This window comes from Granulicella sp. dw_53 (assembly GCF_018449545.1).
In the GTDB taxonomy this organism is placed as follows: domain Bacteria; phylum Acidobacteriota; class Terriglobia; order Terriglobales; family Acidobacteriaceae; genus Edaphobacter.
Genome location: NZ_JAAVUR010000002.1, coordinates 519,030 through 535,655 on the forward strand (window position 1 = coordinate 519,030; position 16,626 = coordinate 535,655).

Below are 16,626 nucleotides of genomic sequence, written 5' to 3' on the forward strand. Positions count from 1 at the left end.
GGTTCCAGGTGAAGGCATCGATGGCCCTTGCGCAGTGACTGCGCGACGGGAAGGGTAGCTCTTCGATTGACCGAACCTCTCGCCGGGAACAGAGTGTTCCGCTCTTTGAGCGGGGCGCCTGCAGGGAGAACTGTACGTGCAACTGCGTTTTCGACATATCGCACGCAATGTGTTCTCCAACTGGTTCGCGACCGGGGCGAACATGGCGGTCGGCTTCTTTCTGGCCCCGTTCCTGGTTCACCGTCTAGGAAATGCGGAGTACGGCGTTTGGGTGCTGGCTATCTCGCTGGTGAACTACCTTGGGCTTTTGGACCTGGGGATGCGAAGCGCGGTGCTGCGGTTTGTTTCGAAGGGCCATACGGTTGGGGATCATGCTTCGGCGGGAGAGGCGCTCTCCGCGGCGCTGTGGGTTCGGCTCCAGATCAGTGTGTTGGTGCTGCTGTTGTCAGCGGGGCTGGCGGCGGCGTTTCCGGTGATGTTCAAGGTGCAGCCGGCGTTGGCGGCGAATGCACGCATCGCGGTGATGATCATTGGGACGACGACGGCGTTGGGGATGTCGCTGGGCGTGTTTGGTGGCGTGCTCTCTGCATTGAACCGGTACGACCTGCAAAGCGTGGTAACGCTGGTGCAGCTGACGGTACGGGTGTCGGGCGTAGTGTGGGTGCTGCGGACGGGACATGGCATCGTGGCGATCGCGTTGTGCGAGTTGACGAGTGCGGTTGTCGGCAATGTGCTGCTGGTGTGGATTGCGCGGCGAATTTATCCGCAGCTTAAGTTGCAATGGACGCGGCCGAAGGCGAGTATGCTCCACTCCCTTTGGATGTATAGCTTTTATGCGTTTCTCACGACGATCGCGGTGCAGCTGGTGTACCAGACGGACAACCTGATTGTGGGAACGTTCATCTCGGCTTCGGCGGTGACGTTCTACTCGATTGGCAACTCGCTCTGCCGATACACGGACCAGTTTGCCAGCTCGATGGCGGCGACGTTTGTTCCGGCAGCGAGCAACTATGAGGCTTCCGGCCATACGGACGGGCTGCGCTCGCTCTACACGAATGGGACGCGCGTCACGCTTGGGTTGGCGCTGCCGATTCTGGTGACGCTGATCACGCGGGGACATACGTTTATCTCGCTGTGGATGGGGCCGAGCTATGCGCACGAGGCTGGCAACGTTCTGGTGATGCTGGCAGTGCCGTTACTGTTTGCGTATGCGAACCGGACGGCGGTTTCGATTGCGTTTGGGGTGGGGAAGCATAAGAAGTCCGCAATCTGGGCGATCTGGGAAGGGGTCGCGAACCTGGTGCTGAGCGTGACTCTGGTGCACTGGTTTGGGATCTATGGTGTGGCGATGGGGACGATGATTCCGAACCTCTTCGTGCAGTTGGTGATCTGGCCACGGTACGTACACGAGCTGGTGGGGATCAAGACATCGACGGTTCTGCGTGATGTGTGGGGACCTTTGTATCTGGCGGCGATTCCATTTGGGCTGGTGTCGTATACGGTGAACAAATATGTGCCCACGCATAGCATCATACTTTTCGTGCTGCAGACAGTGGCGATTCTGCCGGTGTTTGTGGGCGTGATTGCGCTGATGTTTCGGGACTCAATTACTACCTATGTTGTGCCGCGGGTGCGGAGCTTCATGGGAGCGCGGACGAGGGAGACGTAACTCGATGGGGTCAGATTTTTTTCAGTCTCAGTATGGAAACTACCAAGACCTGCCGTTCTGGCGGCATCGTGAGTTTGGCCGTCCGATGGACCTAATGTACGACGCGCGGCTGGCGATGAATCCTTCGTACCGGCGACTGGCGCAGGAGGTAGCGAAGGCTCCGAAGCTGAAGGTCTTGCTGACGGGGGTAGAGGTTCCTTCGCGGCGGAGCGATCTGGAGCAGGTGTTCCGGACGATGGCGGAGAGCCGACATGAGGTGACGACGCGAGCCGCGACGCTGCATGAGGGCAAGGGTAAGTTTCAGAACATCAACCTGGCGCTACAGGAGATGGATCTCAACGGGTACGACTGGCTGGTGGTTCTGGACGATGACGTCGCGCTGCCGCCGAATTTTCTGGATACGTTTTTGTACCTGGCAGATAGGGCTGAGTTGAAGATTTGTATGCCGGCGCACCGGTTTTATTCGTATCAGTCGTATGCAGTGACGCAGCGACGGTGGAATAGCCTGGTGCGGACGACTCGTTTTGTGGAGTGTGGACCGATCACAGCGTTTCGCCGGGATGTGTTTGCGCATGTACTGCCGTTTCCGGAGCTGCGCTGGGCCTGGGGAACCGATCTGGCCTGGTCGGAGCACGGGAAGAGGCAATCCTTTCAGATCGGGATTGTAGATGGGGCACCGATCGCTCACTTGCGTCCCGTGGCAGCCTCCTACGAGAGCCGCGATGCTCGACTTGAAGGGGAGGCGTATCTGGGGGGGATGGGGGTCAACATCACCCGGCAGGAGGCGCTTCAAACTGGCGTGATCTATAAAGGCCTGAACCCGGATGGGACAGGCAGAGGCCGAACGTAGGTAAGGCTATCCTTTTTTGTCGGCGTAGTAGCTGTCGATGGAGATGAAGTATTTGCCGTAGATGAATCCCAGGAGATCCCAAAGTGGGAGCTCTTTGGCGAAGGATGGGCCGGAACCACTCTCGAGGAGATTGGCGGGAGCCGCGGCGAGACCGATCACGGCCTGCCGAAGGCGGTATCGAGGGATTCCAAAGAGGTAGGAGACGGGCTCTTTTCTGGTTTTGTCGGCGATGCCCTGGGAGACTCCGCGCCAGTAGCACCACTTTCGAAAGTAGCGCCGGGTGAGCCGTTCGGCTGGGATGTAGTGGTAGATCGCTAGATCGGGGACGTGGAAGCCGAGGAGTCCAGCGTCGAGGAGCCGGCGATAGAGTTCGGCGTCCTCCTCTGATAAAAGTCCCTTGCCGCTCCGGCCAAGTTTGACGTTATAGAGTCCGACCCGGTCAAAGACGGTTCGCCGAAAGACGGCGTTGCCTCCTTGAAGATTGCCGGGGAAGGGCGGAGCCATGATGGTTCGGGGTTTGGGAGGAATGACGCCGAGAACACCGTTGTAGCCGGGCGGAATCCAGGAAGGCATCGGGATTTCACAGTTGGCGAGATAGGGACCGCCGATGAACTGGGTGGCGGGATCGGAGAACTCGCGAGCGATTACTGTAAACCATTTGGTGTCGATCTCTTCGTCGTCATCGATGAATCCGATGATTTCGCCGTTTCCTGCTGCGATGCCGCCGTTGCGAGCGTGGGAGAGGCCTTGCTTGGTCTCGCGGACGTACTGGAGTGGGATGGGAGCCTCAGCCTGCAAATGACGGACGACTTGTTCCGTGTCATCTTTGCTGTTGTTGTCGACGACCAGTACGGTGACTTCAAGTCCGGGGGGGAGCTCCGCCGTGAAGAGACTGGCTATGGTGCGGCGAAGTAAATCGCTCCGGTTGTAGGTTGGCACGACGACGTCGAGTTTCAAGCTGAGGAGCTCCTTCAGATCATTTCGGAGAGGGCTAAAACAGTGTAGCGGCACCGGAGGTCCCTGTCCCGGAAGATAGCAAGCTTGGCTCTGGTGCTGGCTGTCGAATGGGTGATGGTGTGAGCGCGTGCTTGGATTTGAGGATGGGTCTTATCTTGAATTCCGAGAAGAGAGGCCATTCTATGGGGAGATGGATGCCTTCCCCTGCTTAGTCTACAGACGTTGCGTTTTTTGTTTGGCTTTCAGAGGGGAGCAGTTTGAGGCTGGTCCGGAGGGCGGCGGGGCTAAGGCTGTGGCTGCTTGCTCGCGGATGCCTGGGCGGAGGGATCGATAGGCCGTACTACACTAGGTGAGCATGTTGAATGTCATTGTTCCTACCCTAAATGCGGCAGCAGATTGGCCGCGATTTGCCCCTGCGCTGTTGCAATGCATCGATCCTAAACAGGTGTTGATCGTCGACTCGGATTCGACGGATGATACGGTGCGGCTGGCAGGGGAGGCGGGTTTTGCGGTTCTTTCGATCGCGCGGGAGGAGTTCAATCATGGCGGTACGCGACAGCGGGCAGCGGTCATGGTGCCGGATGCTGAGATCCTGGTTTATCTGACGCAAGATGCGATCCTGGCTGGGCCGGATGAACTCAAGAAGCTGCTCTCTGCATTCGAGGATCCGGCGGTGGCGGCGGCTTATGGGCGGCAGTTGCCCAGGGTGGGGGCTCGAGGGATTGAGAGGCATGCGCGGGGATTCAATTATCCTCCGGTCCCGCAGGTTCGCGAGTTGGCGAGCCGGGAGCAGCTTGGGTTCAAGGCGATCTTCATCTCGAACTCGTTTGCCGCTTACCGTCGCTCTGCTTTGATGGAAGTGGGCGGGTTCCCGTCGGATGTGATCTTTGGCGAGGACACGGTCACTGCGGCGAAGCTGCTGATGGCCGGGTACAAGGTGGCCTATGTCGCTGAGGCATGCGTCTATCACTCGCATGCGTATACCTTGCTCCAGGAGTTGGAGCGCTACTTCGATATCGGGGTTCTGCATAGCCGCGAACGGTGGCTGCTGGATGAGTTCGGCATGGCGAACAGCGAAGGGAAGCGCTTCGTATTCTCTGAATTGAGATATCTCGTGCGGCGCGATATCTTGCAGATTCCGTCGGCGCTTATACGTACCGGCTGCAAGCTTTTGGGGTACAGGCTGGGCAGGTTGGAAGATCGGATAACGCCGAAGCTAAAACGGTCTCTGAGTATGAATGCACGGTTTTGGGAAAGATCTTAGCGATGGGTGGGAAGGTGGATCTCCGGGTTCCAGGTGATCTGGAGCCAGCCGCTGGTGTTGTGGTGTGAGCCGGACAGGTAGGAGGGGATGAGAAAACGCTCGTACTGGGTGAAGATCTGTGCCTGCCAATGTTGGCTTATGCCATAGGAGGCGTTGACGAAGCCGTCGGTAATGGTGCTGCCTCCCGGGAGGAAGTTCGTGCCTCCCTTGTTCTGGCGGTAGCCGGCCTCGACCCGAGTTCGGGCAGAGAACCAGTAGCCGGAGCGAGCTTCGATGGCGCGGCCGTCGCGGCCTACGGCGTTGCCGAGGAGGAAGCCCTTGTTCGTGTTGGCATCCAGGTATTGGTTATTGAGGAGGAAGTGTTGGCCGCCAAAGTCAGAGGCCAGGCCCTCTGAGCTTGCAGCCTCTACGCGCAGGTCCATATGGGGAAGCCAGGGGAGTCGGGCGAAGTAGATGCCTGGGTTCCAGAAGGCGCGGCGGGGAGCGTCGATGGGGTTGGGATCGTCGTCGGAGTAGGCGTCGGCGTAGAGCGTGACGATCTTGCTTAGGAATGGAAGACGATAGCGGAAATCGAAGTTACTCTTGCGGTCTCCTGGGTCCAGTGGGTCGCCATATGGGGCGGCGCCGTTGCCGAGGTAGCTTCCGGTTGAGGTGGAGCTCACGAAGTTTCGCTTGAAGTTGCCAGCGGTCATCGGATGGCCAACGCCGAAGAACAAGGACCAGCGGGTAAAGCTGATCTCCAGGTTGTCGCCGAAGTTGAAGTCAATTTTTTGGCCGTTGTAGTAAGGGCGTGCGGGGTATTTATGGCCGGAGAGCTTGCCGAAGACGATATCGAAGCGATAGGTGCCCAGAGCGGGAAGAAAGGGGATCGGGTGTGGCCGCGTGGAGACGTAGCGAAGATTGTAGGTGGGCTCCGCATTGCTGGAGAAGGAGAGCGCACCCATGGTGCTTGGTCCCCAGTAGAGCTCCTGCTTGCCGAAGCTGAGGGAGTTTCCGGCTGCTGCCACTCCGGCATAGAGCTCGATCGGGCGGGCTCGATTGACGGCATTGAAACCTAGAAAAGGCTGGATCGGTGGATCTCCGTCGTTTTGGATGGTATCGAGGGCGCTGATGAGCTGGTTTTGGGCGGGGGTGTAGGCAGCGTTGCCGGGACCGTGCTGGAACTCTTCTCGGGCATAAAGGAAGAAGCGGCCATGGGTCGCACGAGCGGAGGCGCCGGTAATGAGGCTGGTTCCGCGACCCAGCGGGCGGCCGAAGTCGTTCCACCAGGTCTGCCCGAAGTGAAAGCTGTCGGAGAGGGCTGGTCCGGCGATGGTTCCCGGCCTGGCGTAGACCCATTCCAAGGTGGCGGTGTTGTTCGCGTGGGCTTCGTTGTCGAGTTCGTGGCTGAGGTCGTTCAGGAGGCGGTCTGCTTCGTCCCGCACGCCTGCACTCGTCTCGGACCGGCCTGAGATCTCTTCCGCCTCTTTGATTTGGCGGAGGCACTCCTGCCGCGTCCAAGGCCGTATGGAGATGCTTTGGGTAGGGATGAGTCCGAGGGCGGCCAGCCGTTCGAGCGCGGGGTAGACCCAGCTATCCATCGGCACATTGGTTGAACCGTACCGGTCTGCATCGGCCTGCCCATATGTTGTGGGGTCAGAGGGGTCGTAGCCTCGGTCTTGCGATTCAGCTTCCGGAATGGGAGCTATGGAGGGATTCACGCTGCTGGGAGTGGATGGGATATCCGTCAAGGAACTGGTTTCGGTTGCATCCCAGAGGGGTCTATTTTTATGGGCGGCCAGGGAATTATCGGGAGACGTGCGGCTTGGCGATACCGTGGCAGATGGAGAGTTAGGCAGGGTGACGCCTTCGGACGGGGCCTCCGAGGCTGACTGATAGCCGCTGCCCGTGGGTGCTGGAACGGCCTGCGCAATGCAGTGAGAGTGGTAGGAGAGCAACTGGGAGACTGCACCTAGACAGGCAATACAGATTTCACGGGACATTTTCGGCATGTTCGGCTTTCCCTTACAGTACAAACGGCTGACGTCTCACAGGTACGGAACCGGATGAAGCTGGCTCCTCCCGGGAAAGGTCGCATCCGTTGCCGGACCGAATCTGTTCCCTGCGCACTCAGCATATTTTAGCCGAAGGGGACAGAAGTGTCGCTTGGAAGTGGATGAGGCCGTTGTATGCTTGAGGTACGCAGGCCATTGAAAAAGCGCGTTGAGGCTAACCTTAGTATGGGTCGTGGGATGTTCCGAAGTTTTTCTCTGATGATTCTGTTCGTCGCGGGAACAGGATTTCTAGCTCTAGATGCGAATTCCCAAACTACCGACCAAACTGGGCTGGGGAGCTTTGGCGGCGGAGTGTTGACGGGCAATAGCGGTAGTGGGGCAGGAGATGGCGGCGGCTTTCAGCAGGCCATCCAGGGCTTGCCTCAGAGTACGCCCTCGCGCGGCGTCAACCTTCCAAACGACCAGCAGAACAATCAGGATAGAACCAACACGCAGGATACTAACAATATTAACGGGACGCAGCGGAGGTTAAATCAGCTCCCCCCCGATCCTCCTACCGAATTTCAGCGTCTGGTCGCGACTACGACGGGCAAGATGCTTCCCATCTACGGCGCGAGGTTGTTCCGCAACACGCCATCGACCTTTGCTCCGTTGGACAGGGTTCCGGTTACGCCAGATTATGTGATTGGGCCGGGCGATGAGTTGCTCATTCAAGTGTGGGGGCAGGTCACGCTCAACTCCCGCTTTACAGTCGACCGAGCAGGAACCATTTATGTTCCTCAAGTAGGAAGCATCCACGTCGCTGGACTTCAATTCGCGCAGTTGCAGGAGTTTCTGAAGGCCCAGATGGGCAAGGTCTTCCGCAACTTCGATCTGAATGTAAATATGGGGCAGTTGCGCTCCATTCAGGTCTTTGTCGTCGGTCAGGCGCGTCGTCCGGGGAGCTACACGGTTAGCTCGCTGAGCACGTTGGTGAATGCGCTGTTTGTGACGGGTGGGCCTACGCCGCAAGGAAGTTTGCGCCATATCCAACTGAAGCGTTCGGGCCAGGTGCTTGTCGATTTCGACCTGTACGATCTGTTGCTGCGCGGAGACAAGTCGAAGGACCTACAGCTTCTGCCGGGCGATGTTATCTATATCCCGCCGGTCGGGCCGCAGGTTGCAGTGGCGGGTAGTGTGAATACGCCAGCGATCTATGAGTTGAAGTCGGGGCCAGAGTCCACGGTAGGGGATGCGCTGGAGCTTGCGGCAGGACTGACATCTGTTACGGCGGGAGACACAATCCGGCTGGAGCGTGTGGACGCGCATCAGATGCGCAGCGTCACCAACTTGCGGCTTGATGCAGCGGGACGGTCTGCTCCGTTGCACGATGGCGATGTCCTGGAGCTGGTTGCGATCGTCGATCGTTACAAGGACGGTGTGACGCTTCGGGGAAATGTAGCAAATCCGGGACACTATGGATGGAAGCCCGGCATGCGGGTTGGTGATCTGTTTCCTGACAAAGATGCCCTGATCACCCGGGACTACTGGTTGAAACGTGGACGCCTTGGACAACCCGTTTTGACATACCTTCCTGTTTGCAGACCTACGCCGGGCCTTGGTTCCGATACTGATTTTTCTACTCTCGGCAACGATCAGAGCGTGACTCGCAACTCGAATACTACTTTGGGTAGCAATAACACAACGCAGAATGGCTCTCGTCCCACGCATGTCGCTCAGGACTGTATTCAAGAGTCGCCAAATGTCGAGAATGAGACTGACGAGTCTGGGCGCAACGTTTCTCGTTTCGCAAGCGATTCAACGGATTTGAACCAGCAAAACGGCTCAAACTTATTGAACGGCTCCAACTCAGTGAATGGCTCGAACTCGCCGAACGATTTAAACTCGTTGAACGGAACTCCCCTGCCTAACAATAATGGACAGCCGCGGGGCACGATGCAATCGTCTGGTCCTGGGGGCGGACGTGTCAGCTCTGCGACGGCGGCGCTGGGAGGTACGGGCCAGTTCGAGCCTCGCAACGATGTGAAGTTGAGCGAACCCGATATTGATTGGAGCTATGCAGTTATTGAGAGGCAGGACAAGGAGACTCTGACTACGTCGCTGCTGCCGTTCAATCTAGGGCGCCTGGTCCTGGCCGGAGATAGTTCGCAGAACCTGGAGCTTCTGCCGGGGGATGTGGTGACTCTCTTCTCAAAGGCGGACATCCGTGTTCCGCAGTCACAGCAGACGCGGTTCGTTCGATTGGAAGGTGAGTTTATATCGTCGGGAATTTATAGCGTGCTTCCTGGTGAGACCTTGCAGCAGTTGGTAAAGCGTGCGGGCGGCTTTACTTCGGATGCCTATCTTTACGGGTCGGAGTTTACACGCGAGTCGACGCGGCGGCTTCAGCAACAGCGTATGAATGAGTACATCGACGAGATCTCGCTACAGGCAAGTACCAACGCGGCAAATACGGCGGGCCGAAATGTCAGTGCTTTGGATTCGGCGGCTGCCGCTGCTGCACAAGTTCAGAATCAGAACGTTATTAATAGCCTTCGTCAGGGTCGATCCACAGGCCGCGTTGTGCTGGATCTGCATCCGGACAGCAATACAGTTGCGGCTTTGCCTGAGATTCCATTGGAAGACGGGGACACGTTCATCGTGCCGCATGTACCGTCTATGGTGAGCGTCGCGGGCGCCGTATACAACCCGAACTCGTTTCTCTATGGCGCAAATCGAAGAGTTGGAGATTACCTTCGGCTATCAGGGGGAGGCAATCGCGATGCTGACCGGAAGCGTGCCTATGTCATTCGCGCAGACGGATCTGTAATTAGCAAGCAACAGATCTCCTCTTTGCGGAGAAACGGTTTCGAGTCGCTCCATATTTACCCTGGGGATACGATTGTGATCCCGCTTAATCTGAACAAGGGGACTACGCTTCGCAATGTTGTCGATATTGCCCAGATTGTTGGGCAATTTGGCCTAGCTATTGCGGCTGCCAGCATTGTGTTCTAAAGAGTAGGACTGCACTATTTTCTTTCCCCGCTGATCGGTAACCGTGGGTGAAGGATGGTAATAAGCACAAGTCAGTGCCTAGAGTTGAGAAGCTTGACATGCTTAAATGCCATTGGCTCGGTCGATTCGATCGAGCTAATGGGTATATGGACATTAGCTCATCTGCTGCTAAGATTGAAGTAGGCCGGGATGGCGGAACTGGCAGACGCAGCGGACTCAAAATCCGCCGATCGCAAGGTCATGGGGGTTCGATTCCCCCTCCCGGCACCAAGATAAGCTCCCCAAAATGAATAGGTTACAAAGACCAAAGCCTCTCAGCATGAGAGGCTTTTTCATGCTCGAAAAGCGCTGGTGCCGGTTTTGGTGCCGGTCTGTACCTCATTTGCTATCGTCGATTTGAGGAGGGAGATCGATGCCGAGAAGAAAGGTGGTTCGAAAAGAGCGTGGCGTTTTCGAGAAGGTGCCGGGCTCCGAGATCTGGTGGATTCGCTACATCGTCGATGGTCGCGAGCACCGGGAAAAGGTCGGCAGGCAAAGCGACGCCGTCGACCTCTACCGGATCCGGCGCGCCGACGCTTTACGCGGCGCGAAGATGCCTGCGAACATGAAAAATAAGGGCGTGAAGTTTGAGGTGATCGGCAAGCATGCTCTTGAGTGGTACATCGAACACGGCCGTAAGGATGTTAAGAACTTCCGCATTCGAATGAACATCATCCTGAAGGATTTCGGCAATCGAGTTGCCGATGAAATCAAGCCGTCGGAAATCGATGCATGGCTGAAGAAGCATGACTGGTCGCCTGCGACGAAGAACCGCTACAAGAACGTCTTCGGGAAGACGTTTAAGATTGCATTTGCTGATGGCAAGGTTTCAGGCAATCCGGCTCGACTTGTAGAGCAACGGCCAGAGAAGAATGCGCGACTGCGCTTTCTCTCCGCCGAGGAGGAAGCGAAGATTCGAGAAGCCATCAACATTCGCTGCCCTCGGCACATGCCCGAGTTCGACATTGCCCTGAATACGGGAATGCGAAAGAGCGAGCAGTACAGTTTGGAGTGGAGTCAGATCTCTTTCCGGCGCAAGCGCATCCTGCTCGACGAGACAAAGAACGGGAGCAGCCGTGAGATCCCGATGAACAAAACCTGCGTGAAGGCGTTTGAAGAACTGCACGCAGATCGCCCACATGAGGGACGCATCTTTCAATCGAAATACGGTCGAGATCTCAACGATTCGCGTGCTTGGTTCGACCGGGTAGTCGAGGATGCTGAGGTATCGAGGTTCACTTGGCATGCGTTGCGACACACGTTCATCAGCCGACTGATCATGGCAGGAGTCGATCTGAGAACAGCTCAGGAACTCGCGGGTCACAAGACAATCTCGATGACGGTGCGATACGCGCACCTAGCACCCGAGCACAACCAGGCCGCAATCGAGAAGCTAGATCCCAAGGTCGGATGATGGGCTTTGCTGGAGCGACCCGCCCATAAAAGGTCAACGGCGGTCAATTGCGCGCCTCAGCCTTGCAGCTTCGCTCTCCGATCCAGCTTTTTGCAGCGTATAGATAGCATCCCATACGAGCCGCTCAAGAAGTTCGATCCTCTTGTCTCGCTCCGCCACCGCCGCATCAGAACCGCACCACTGACGGATGATCGCCCACGAAGCACGGTATTGGATACGCTATCGCACCCATGGTCTCGTTTTCGCACCTCATTACTCCTATTGACATTCTTTACGAGTGCTTTCTACACTCCTATTGTCATTCGATAGGAGAGCGGTGAGTGGAACGAAATCAGGCAAATCTTTTGCAGGGCACGCTAGACCTGCTCATTCTCAAGGCCATCGGTGACGGCGAATTTCACGGCCTGGGCATTGCCCGGCGTGTCGAGCAGATCACCGGAGGCACATTCACAGTCAGGCCCGGATCGCTCTTTCCTGCTCTCCACCGCATGGAAGAAGCCGGATGGCTGAAATCGTTCTGGGGCGAGTCGGAAAACAACCGACGCGCCAAGTATTACCAGCGCACAAAAGCGGGCGAACACCAGCTCGGCGTCGAAACCGAGCAATGGACAACCATCTCTCGCGCCATCGGTCGCGCGCTCAAAACAACATAAGAGGGTAAACCGCATGTGGTCCCACATGAGATCGACGCTGCGCAATCTGCTGCACACTCAAAAGGTCGAGTCTGACCTCGACGACGAAATTGCGAGCTACGTCGCTACCGCAACCGACGAAAAGATCGCCGCGGGCCTCGCTCCCGAAGAAGCCCGTCGCCGCGTGCTCGCCGAATGCGGCGGAACCGAGCACGTCAAGCAGGCCGTCAGGAACGGCCGCGCAGGTGCGCTCGCCGAGTCCCTCCTCCAGGACATTCGTTTCGGTGTTAGGCAGTTGCGCCGCAATCCCGCTTTCGCCTGGACCGCAATCATCACGCTTGCGCTCGGCATCGGCGCGACAACCGCAATTTTTTCCGCAGTCTACGCGCTGTTGCTGCGTCCACTCCCCTATCCAGGCTCAGACCGGCTGATGCTTATTTATCAGCACACAAAATATGACGCCATGTCTTCTCTGATCGGGCAAGATTTTGTGGCCGCGCAGTCGACTCTGCGGTCGTTTGAGTCGGTAGCCGGATATACCAACAACGGCGACCAGAATCTGACTGGCGCAGGCGCTCCGATGCGCGTGTTGGTGATTGGAGTTACCGCCAACTTCTTTCCCACGCTGCGCGTACCCCCCGCGCTGGGCAGATTTTTTTTGAGCGGTGAAGACGGCAAGGACGGCCCGGCTGTGGTGATCTTGAGCCATCGTCTCTGGCAGAGCAGGTTGAACAGCGACCCTGCGATCATCGGCCGCACCATCACACTCGCCGGAAAGGCGCAGACCGTGGTGGGAGTTCTGCCCGCGCACTTCATCTTTCCCGACTCGGCAGCCGAGCCCGATCTCTATGTTCCAGCCGGTATCGACGCCGATGCAAGTCTTGGAACGACCAATGTCTCGATCTCGCTCGTCCAGACAATCGCTCGTCTCCGCGACGGTGCGACGCTGCCGCAGGCACAGGCGGACCTCAAGCTTTTTGCCGATACGCGGGTGAAAGGCTACGCCCCATTTTTCGTGAACTGGGCGGAAGGCCGCCAGATTCTTGCCCAGCCGCTGCAGCGTTATCTCGCCGGAGACGACCGCGAGCCGCTCTTGATCCTGCTTGCATGCGTCGCAGTCGTGCTGCTCATCGCCTACGCTAACGTAGCCAATCTGCAACTGGCACGCAGCGTCACCCGTGAACCCGAGATGGTACTGCGCGGCGCGCTCGGCGCAGACCGCTTACGCCTTATCCGCCAATCGCTGGTTGAAAACCTCACGCTCTCGGCAATTGCCTCCGTGCTCGGTCTCGCAATCGCCGCCGCAGTCACATGGCTCATCCACCACAGCAGCATGCCCGGCCAACTCTCCTCCGGCTCGCCCGTTGCGGATCTGCTTCAGGCGCCATTCGGCAAGCTGAGCGCCGCCGTCGAAGTCAACGGGTGGGTTCTCGCATTCACCGCAGGCCTTGCGCTCTTGACCACAATTCTCTTCGGCCTCGCTCCCGCTATCGGCTCCTCGCGCTCCGATCTGAGCACCACGCTCCAGGGCGCAGCACGCGGCGTCTCCTCGGGACGCCAGCAACGGCGGTTGCGCAGCGTTTTGCTTGTCTCTGAGATCGGTCTTGCCGTGATGCTGCTCACCGGCGCGGGCCTGTTGATCCGCAGCTTTACGCATGTACTTCAAAATGACACCGGCTTTGATCCACGCCAGTGCCTCACTGCGAGAATGCAGCGCAACCTCTCCGAGGAGCTGGAAAAGACGAGAGCTTTTGCGCACCAACTGCTGCCGCAAGTGCAGGTGCTGCCCGGGGTAAAGGTGGCGGCCATCGGCAGCGCGCTTCCACTTGAAGACAACGGCTGGAACAGGACTCTCGCCTTCGGAGACAGATCGCCACTTCCCGTTGGACAGCGGCCCGGGGCCTACATCATTAGCATCAGTCCCGAATACTTCGCCGTCACAGGCACGCGCCTGCTCCAGGGCCGTACCTTCACCTATCAAGATAACGCCGCCGCCGTTTCCGTTGCCATCGTCAATCAGGCGTTCGCCCACAAGTATCTCAACGGCGACGCGCTCGGCAAACAATTCAGAATCAACATCAACGGCCAGTTTATCCCCAACACCGCCGTCGGCATTGTGCAGGATGTCCGCTACGACGGCCTCGAAACGGATGTCCGGCCTGTCATCTATCTGCCGTTCGATCAAGCGCCATATCGCGAGGTGAACATCCTACTGCGCACCAGCGTCGAGCCCGCCTCGCTGACCGCGGCCATGCGAAAGGCGGCCATAAACATCGACCCGACGCAGCCGCTGTTCGACGTGGCAACAATGGAGAGCCGCCTATCGCAATCGCTTGCCCAGCGGCGGCTCATCATGCTGCTGATCGTTTCCTTCGCATCGCTAGCCATGGTGCTCGCCGGCATCGGTGTCTACGGAGTATTCACCTACTGGGTCAGCCAGCGCCGAAAGGAGATGGCCATCCGTCTCGCCCTCGGCGCATCGCGTCCTGAGCTGTTGCGTCTTACCGTCTCGCAGGCCATGCCTCTCATCCTCGCCGGCGGTGTCATCGGCATCGCTGGCGGCTGGTTCCTCAATCACCTCCTGGCCAGCATGCTCGTCGCCGTCAAGGTGCATGATCCCGTTTCGCTCTCGCTCGCCTGGGCTCTGATGACGTTGATTGCCCTGGTGGGAAGCTGCGTGCCGGCAAGAAGTGCTGCGCGTACCAACGTTATTTCCGTTCTCCATTCAGAATAGGAACTCGAAAGCTCCAAGCAATTGCAAGAAGTTAGGATTAGTCCTCATATCGAAAGTAATCCAAGCAAAATTCGGGACGGCTCTCAACGAGTGCATTTCCCTGTTAGCAACATTCTGGATTCCATTTGAGATGCTTCCGTCTATGTAATCTGCGCAATTGTCTCCGTGTTATCTCAGGACTGTTTTGTTGGTAGGGCCGTAGGTGTGCTCATGGAACTGGAAATGCTAAGATTGGGTTATCCGATCCCAGAAAGCGCAAGGAGCCTACAGGTGAGATCGTTCAGACTCCGGGCCATTATTGTCGCTGCGCCTCACTCTTTCGCGACCGTTGCTTATGCCCAAATTGATTCGACTGCGCATAGGATCAGCTTGTGAAGGTGGACAGAGATGGCAAGCTGGAAGTCCTAGATTGGGAGGCACCGGACGACCTCTCGTTCTGCTCCCTAGCCTCGGCGGCACGGCCCACGTCTTTGCTTGAACTCACCGCAACTTACCGCGTATTCATCCCAGGGGTGGCGGAGTCTATCGAGGCTTTTACAAGGAAGGGCCCGAATTGAGACGGCGAACGATCGTGTGTGGCCGCGAATGGATCTTCGCGAGATGCCGGTCGTGGGAAGACTCGGTCAGCTCAGCTGGCGCGAATCGCCAAGTGACACGTCGATAGAATTCGACTACTTCCGAGATACCGACCTCTCAGGAACTCCGGCGTTCCGCCACGGGAAGGGCAAAGCTCCCACCGACTACTTGCCCTGTGACCTTGTTTCGTATGGTCCGAACTTGGCGATGATGGCGTCGCTTTCATCAAGATTCGTTGTGATGGCTACCTCAAAGGAACGTCCTTCCGGAGGTACACGTATGACGACATGGCCATTTCCGCTCTGGATCTCTCTCAGGCGTTTTGTTGCGATGATGTTTTCAGGTTTGAGAGCCGTCGAATACACATCACGAGGTCCGGCATAGAGATCCTGGCTCAACATGTTGCCCAGAGAAGGAATTGTAGGATGCGCTGAGTCCCACGCACTCACGATGAATGCTCTTGGGCGAAGAGAGCCAACCCAATTCGCTCCGCAAGCATTTACATATCCATGATGGTTCGCCACAGCTACATCTACGGGGCCTGTTGCCTTTGCGACCGCCGATTCAATATCGCCCCACGGTTGCCGACCGTGGGCGACGTCGTGATCCATGTCACCGGCTGAAAAATAACGGAATTCTCCATAAGAGAGCCGCAGTGCGACCGAGCACTTATTTTCGGTTGGATAATCCAGTGCGGCTAGAGTCTTGAGTGGAGGAAATGTGTCGATCGCATCATTATCTTTTCCATTCCAGACTTTTCCGTTGGCGGCCAAATTCTGCACTGTAAACGTTGGGTAGGTCTCCGGACTTGAGCGACGAAGTGCTATCTGTCTTGAGGATCCGGGCACAAAGCGTTTCACGGTTCCGCCGCCTTGCACGAAAGAAGAGATGAACTTCCGATAGTTGAGTTGATGAGGATCGTTCAATTCAATGGGGTAGTTGTAGTCGGGATAAGCCCGGTCGAGAATTATCTTGATCGGCAGTTGTTCGTGAACATCCATGACCCCAGTGAGCTGGTAGGGTCCCAGACGAGATATGGCTGGCTTTGGAGTCAAGAGATCAAGCCCACCCATGTGATCGGGGTGCAGGTGGGTCAGAATGAAATAGTCGATCTCCGGTTGCCGACCAGATGGCATATGACGCGAAATGTAACGTGCGATCCATTCCCCCGGTCTGCGAGATGCATTAGGAAGATGTGAAATGCGGTATTTCTCATCGCTGTCCCAGTCGGACGCGGTATGCAACGCGCCGGCGTCAATCAAAATCGTGGTCCCATCGGGACAAACAGCAAACGCTACATTGCCCCGACCGGTCGAGATGTGATGAATGTCCAAGGCGCCGGGCCTCCAAGGCTGCAGCTTTGCACCAACGACTGGAGTGGCTTGAGATGGAGCCGAGACGTTTTGGGCACGATTGTCCATGGGTAGCAAGGAACCAACACCCGCTGCAGCAAAGCCTCGCAGAGCTGCACGACGTGAAATGAAGGGAAGATTATTAGGCACG

At 57.4% G+C, this 16,626-nt stretch carries 10 protein-coding genes and 1 tRNA gene; 8 read left to right on the forward strand and 3 right to left on the reverse strand.

The window, feature by feature from the left end:
• The first annotated feature begins 136 nt into the window (after window positions 1-136).
• Both HB393_RS05145 and HB393_RS05150 read left to right on the forward strand, forming a co-directional pair.
• A complete protein-coding gene (locus HB393_RS05145) occupies window positions 137-1,669 on the forward strand; it encodes an oligosaccharide flippase family protein (RefSeq protein WP_213804057.1) in 1,533 nt (510 codons plus the stop codon).
• Window positions 1,670-1,673: 4 nt separating this feature from the next.
• Window positions 1,674-2,519, forward strand: a complete 846-nt coding sequence (locus HB393_RS05150) for a glycosyltransferase (RefSeq protein ID WP_213804058.1) — start codon at window positions 1,674-1,676, stop codon at window positions 2,517-2,519.
• 6 nt (window positions 2,520-2,525) lie between these two features.
• Here HB393_RS05150 and HB393_RS05155 read toward each other — a convergent pair whose 3' ends face one another.
• The gene (locus HB393_RS05155) at window positions 2,526-3,476 is read right to left on the reverse strand and encodes a glycosyltransferase (RefSeq protein WP_213804059.1); all 951 of its coding nucleotides are present in this window, start codon (window positions 3,474-3,476) and stop codon (window positions 2,526-2,528) included.
• 355 nt (window positions 3,477-3,831) lie between these two features.
• On the opposite strand from HB393_RS05155, the gene HB393_RS05160 reads away from it, so the two are divergent.
• Window positions 3,832-4,740, forward strand: a complete 909-nt coding sequence (locus HB393_RS05160) for a glycosyltransferase family 2 protein (RefSeq protein ID WP_213804060.1) — start codon at window positions 3,832-3,834, stop codon at window positions 4,738-4,740.
• On the opposite strand, the gene HB393_RS05165 is transcribed toward HB393_RS05160, so the two are convergent.
• On the reverse strand, window positions 4,737-6,731 hold the full coding sequence (locus HB393_RS05165) for a capsule assembly Wzi family protein (RefSeq protein WP_255550798.1): 1,995 nt from the start codon (window positions 6,729-6,731) through the stop codon (window positions 4,737-4,739). The two genes, HB393_RS05160 and HB393_RS05165, sit on opposite strands and share 4 nt — an antisense overlap.
• Window positions 6,732-6,992: 261 nt before the next feature.
• On the opposite strand from HB393_RS05165, the gene HB393_RS05170 reads away from it, so the two are divergent.
• The 5 genes from HB393_RS05170 to HB393_RS05190 all read left to right on the forward strand — a co-directional run bounded on the left by HB393_RS05170 (window position 6,993) and on the right by HB393_RS05190 (window position 14,547).
• The gene (locus tag HB393_RS05170) at window positions 6,993-9,728 is read left to right on the forward strand and encodes an SLBB domain-containing protein (RefSeq protein WP_213804061.1); all 2,736 of its coding nucleotides are present in this window, start codon (window positions 6,993-6,995) and stop codon (window positions 9,726-9,728) included.
• Window positions 9,729-9,911: 183 nt separating this feature from the next.
• Window positions 9,912-9,998 (forward strand) — tRNA-Leu (locus HB393_RS05175).
• 142 nt (window positions 9,999-10,140) lie between these two features.
• Window positions 10,141-11,181, forward strand: a complete 1,041-nt coding sequence (locus HB393_RS05180) for a site-specific integrase (RefSeq protein ID WP_213804062.1) — start codon at window positions 10,141-10,143, stop codon at window positions 11,179-11,181.
• Window positions 11,182-11,501: 320 nt separating this feature from the next.
• Window positions 11,502-11,834: a PadR family transcriptional regulator gene (locus HB393_RS05185; protein ID WP_213804063.1), complete on the forward strand. Its 333-nt coding sequence runs from the start codon at window positions 11,502-11,504 to the stop codon at window positions 11,832-11,834.
• Window positions 11,835-11,859: 25 nt separating this feature from the next.
• A complete protein-coding gene (locus HB393_RS05190) occupies window positions 11,860-14,547 on the forward strand; it encodes an ABC transporter permease (protein WP_213804064.1) in 2,688 nt (895 codons plus the stop codon).
• Window positions 14,548-15,287: 740 nt separating this feature from the next.
• Here the strand turns inward: HB393_RS05190 and HB393_RS05195 are convergent.
• Window positions 15,288-16,625, reverse strand: coding sequence for an MBL fold metallo-hydrolase (locus tag HB393_RS05195; protein WP_213804065.1), 1,338 nt, complete (start codon window positions 16,623-16,625; stop codon window positions 15,288-15,290).
• Window position 16,626 lies beyond the last annotated feature (1 nt).

Coding starts and splice junctions, on each gene's coding strand:
- HB393_RS05150 (WP_213804058.1), top strand. CDS start 1,674: ATGGGGTCAGATTTTTTTCAGTCTCAGTATGGAAACTACCAAGACCTG.
- HB393_RS05160 (WP_213804060.1), top strand. CDS start 3,832: ATGTTGAATGTCATTGTTCCTACCCTAAATGCGGCAGCAGATTGGCCG.
- HB393_RS05170 (WP_213804061.1), top strand. CDS start 6,993: ATGATTCTGTTCGTCGCGGGAACAGGATTTCTAGCTCTAGATGCGAAT.
- HB393_RS05180 (WP_213804062.1), top strand. CDS start 10,141: ATGCCGAGAAGAAAGGTGGTTCGAAAAGAGCGTGGCGTTTTCGAGAAG.
- HB393_RS05165 (WP_255550798.1), bottom strand. CDS start 6,731: ATGCCGAAAATGTCCCGTGAAATCTGTATTGCCTGTCTAGGTGCAGTC.
- HB393_RS05190 (WP_213804064.1), top strand. CDS start 11,860: ATGAGATCGACGCTGCGCAATCTGCTGCACACTCAAAAGGTCGAGTCT.